The organism is Flavobacterium supellecticarium, from assembly GCF_004801375.1.
GTDB classification, from domain to species: Bacteria; Bacteroidota; Bacteroidia; order Flavobacteriales; family Flavobacteriaceae; genus Flavobacterium; species Flavobacterium supellecticarium.
Map to the genome: position 1 here is coordinate 1 of NZ_SSNZ01000029.1, position 2,863 is coordinate 2,863.

Below are 2,863 nucleotides of genomic sequence, written 5' to 3' on the forward strand. Positions count from 1 at the left end.
TTAATCCCAAAGCTAGCTTGTGCTCTCCTCCAAGGTTTAAGGTGTAGGAGAAGTCAGCGTACACATTATTCTCTTTCACAGGACCGATCTTGTCCGAAATTACCGAAAGTCCCAATCCTACATTCTTCCCTACCGGACTGTGACCGGAAAAGGTAGCCGTAGATGGAGCCCCTTCAAGATCAACCCACTGCTTGCGGTATAACAAGCCGAAAGATAACGTCTCCTTCGAACCTGCATACGCCGGGTTGATGACATTCATATTATACATGTATTGTGTATAATGTGGGTCTTGTTGTGCTGAGGCCTCTTTTAATCCGAGCTTAACTTCTCTGTTCGGAATGGGAAGAGGTGAGCCCCGCCGCAATAACCACCTTAAATCGTTGGTCACTGAACTTGGTCAGAACACTAATATTGTAACATATTGAGATAAAAAATCAAAAACAATGCTCAGAAAGACTTCCCTTCCGCCCTTAGGCGGAAGGACACGTACATAAGCTTACGGGTTATTAGTACTACTCGACTATGACATTACTGCCTTTACATCTATAGCCTATCAACGTGGTCATCTTCCACGCCTATTACCGTTATGCCCAGATGTTAAAAGCACAGGGTAAATATGACGAAGCCAACAAACAAATGCAGAAGTTTGCGAGTATGGCTCCGAATGATCAACGTGCTATTGCCTTTAAACAAAACCCGAACTATTTGCCAAAACTAAACGAAAAGGCAAAATCTTTTGATATCAAAAACATGGATATCAACAGTGATAAATCGGATTTTGGAGCGGTTTTAACCAACGATAACACCCTTTATTTTGCCTCAGCGCGAATCAACAGCGGATTGGATGCTACAACGCATACGTTCCAATGGTATGAGAATGATGCAGCGGGAGTACCACAACCGATTACAGGTGCAACAGGAGCTACGTATGAAGTAAACCACCCGGGAACGTTCTCGGTAATTGCAACCAGTATTGCAACAGGATGTTCTTCATTACCGGCATCAGTAGTGATCACACAATCGGAACCGGCAGAAGTAACGGCTTATGTATCGAATGCATTTACGGATAACCAATCGATCACAGCATCAGACGCCCGTCAGGGATTTGGAGGAATGGATGTGTATGTGATCGACTTAAACAAAGGAACGGAAGCCACTAACGTTGGAAAGCCGGTAAACTCAGAGAAAGACGATTTTGCGTTTAGTTTTAATACGACTAAAAACATCGGATTTGTATCGAGTAACCGTGGCGGAGTAGACAACATCTATATGGCAATTCCGGTTTGTGGTGTGGAAGTGGTTTCGTTGGTTAGAGATGCAAAAACAGGTGCTAAATTATCCGTGTTACTAATCTGACCGTTATTAATGTCTGATTGCGTCAATACATAAGTAGCTGTAGCCGTTCCAGTAGCGCCCGGTGCTAATGTAGCCGGCGTTACCGCTAAGTTCGTTACACCTAATAGTGCATCGTTGATCACAAGACCGTTAACCGTGACGTTACCCGTATTGGTTACGGTAAAGGTATAGGTAATTGTCTCACCTACCTGTGCAAAAGTATCCGCATTGGTATCGTTAAACACCGCTGTTTTTAAGGTTAGAAAAAAAGTCAAAAAAGATTTGCGAGAAATAAAAAAGTGATTTACCTTTGCCACCCGCAAAACAGGGAAGTTCTTAAGGGTATTGAGTGAGAAAAGTGAAGAAAATTTTTTCAAAAAAAAACTTCAAAAAAATCTTGCGAGAAACAAAAAGAATTTTTAGTTTTGCAGCCGCTAACAAGGAGACTTGTTAGGGAAAAATAAAGAGAATTAAGTTCATAGACATATTGGATTGACAGCATAGTAGCATTCGGCACACTTGATACGTTAGAAATATTGTACAATCCAGGGATTGCTAACTGAGATCCTGATGTTCCAGTTGAAGTAGCATAAACATCCTGTACGTTGTTACCAATATTAACTTTTAAGTCTTTTGTTAAGTCATAATCAAAGTTAATTAATAAATCAGCATACAATCTTCTTGTAGAACCATTAGAAGTAGACAATGAAGAAATAACAGACTGGTTACCATTTCCGTAACGGTATGGATACGCTGACTTCTCCTACACCTTAAACCTTGGAGGAGAGCACAAGCTAGCTTTGGGATTAAAAGCGGGTGCGACTTTCCATAAAGTAGGACTACTATCGGATGTAAGTCCGTATGTTCCGGATGCGAACGACCCTGCCTTTGCCGAGAACACCAGCCGAACGTTTTTTAACGCCGGAGCGGGATTGTTCTACTACACCAACAAATACTACTTAGCCGCTTCGGTACCGAACATCTGTTGAATTTGAAGAAGGTTTAGCGGAAAAAGCGAATTTAAGTGATTTAGCGGTCAAAGCGAATATCACGGATTTGAATTTAAAAGCAAGCAAAGACGAGTTGACTTCCGGTTTAGCTGTAAAAGCAAATGTTGCGGATCTTGAAGCCAAAGCAAATATTACCGATGTCAACATCAAATTAGCGGAAAAAATTAGTGTCGTTCAATTTGAAGAAGGTTGCATCGTTGATCACAAGACCGTTAACCGTTACGTTACCCGTATTGGTTACGGTAAAGGTATAGGTAATTGTCTCACCTACCTGTGCAAAAGTATCCGCGTTGGTATCGTTAAACACCGCTGTTTTTACTAAGGCAATCGCAGGGTTTTGTGGTAAGGTTGTTACCGTTGGCGTATCATTCGTTGTGCGAACGACCCTGCCTTTGCCGAGAACACCAGCCGAACGTTTTTTAACGCCGGAGCGGGATTGTTCTACTACACCAACAAATACTACTTAGCCGCTTCGGTACCGAACATGTTAAAGTCGACGTATTTGGATTATAACGGAC

5 protein-coding genes and 1 pseudogene are annotated in these 2,863 nt (G+C 42.0%); 3 read left to right on the forward strand and 3 right to left on the reverse strand.

All coding sequences use genetic code 11. From position 1 onward, the window contains the following. On the reverse strand, positions 1-259 hold a 259-nt coding region (locus E6C50_RS17530), incomplete at its 3' end, for a PorP/SprF family type IX secretion system membrane protein (protein ID WP_230979033.1). 299 nt (positions 260-558) lie between these two features. On the opposite strand from E6C50_RS17530, the gene E6C50_RS17535 reads away from it, so the two are divergent. Beyond that, positions 559-1,356 (forward strand): tetratricopeptide repeat protein, encoded by a 798-nt coding sequence (locus E6C50_RS17535; RefSeq protein ID WP_211089566.1) that lies wholly within the window; start codon positions 559-561, stop codon positions 1,354-1,356. On the opposite strand, the gene E6C50_RS17540 is transcribed toward E6C50_RS17535, so the two are convergent. Then, entirely contained in the window at positions 1,266-1,610 is a 345-nt protein-coding gene (locus E6C50_RS17540) for a DUF7507 domain-containing protein (RefSeq protein WP_168732859.1), read from the reverse strand. The two genes, E6C50_RS17535 and E6C50_RS17540, sit on opposite strands and share 91 nt — an antisense overlap. Before the next feature lie 483 nt (positions 1,611-2,093). Here E6C50_RS17540 and E6C50_RS17545 point away from each other — a divergent pair. Next, positions 2,094-2,324, forward strand: a pseudogene (locus E6C50_RS17545) (type IX secretion system membrane protein PorP/SprF); the annotation flags it as partial. A 172-nt stretch (positions 2,325-2,496) separates the two neighbouring features. On the opposite strand, the gene E6C50_RS18110 reads toward E6C50_RS17545, so the two are convergent. Continuing rightward, a complete protein-coding gene (locus E6C50_RS18110; protein WP_168732860.1) occupies positions 2,497-2,652 on the reverse strand; it encodes a DUF7507 domain-containing protein in 156 nt (51 codons plus the stop codon). 60 nt (positions 2,653-2,712) lie between these two features. Between E6C50_RS18110 and E6C50_RS17555 the strand changes: the two genes are divergently transcribed. Next, positions 2,713-2,863, forward strand: a 151-nt coding sequence (locus E6C50_RS17555) for a type IX secretion system membrane protein PorP/SprF (protein WP_317128639.1), incomplete at its 3' end; no start/stop codon positions are given.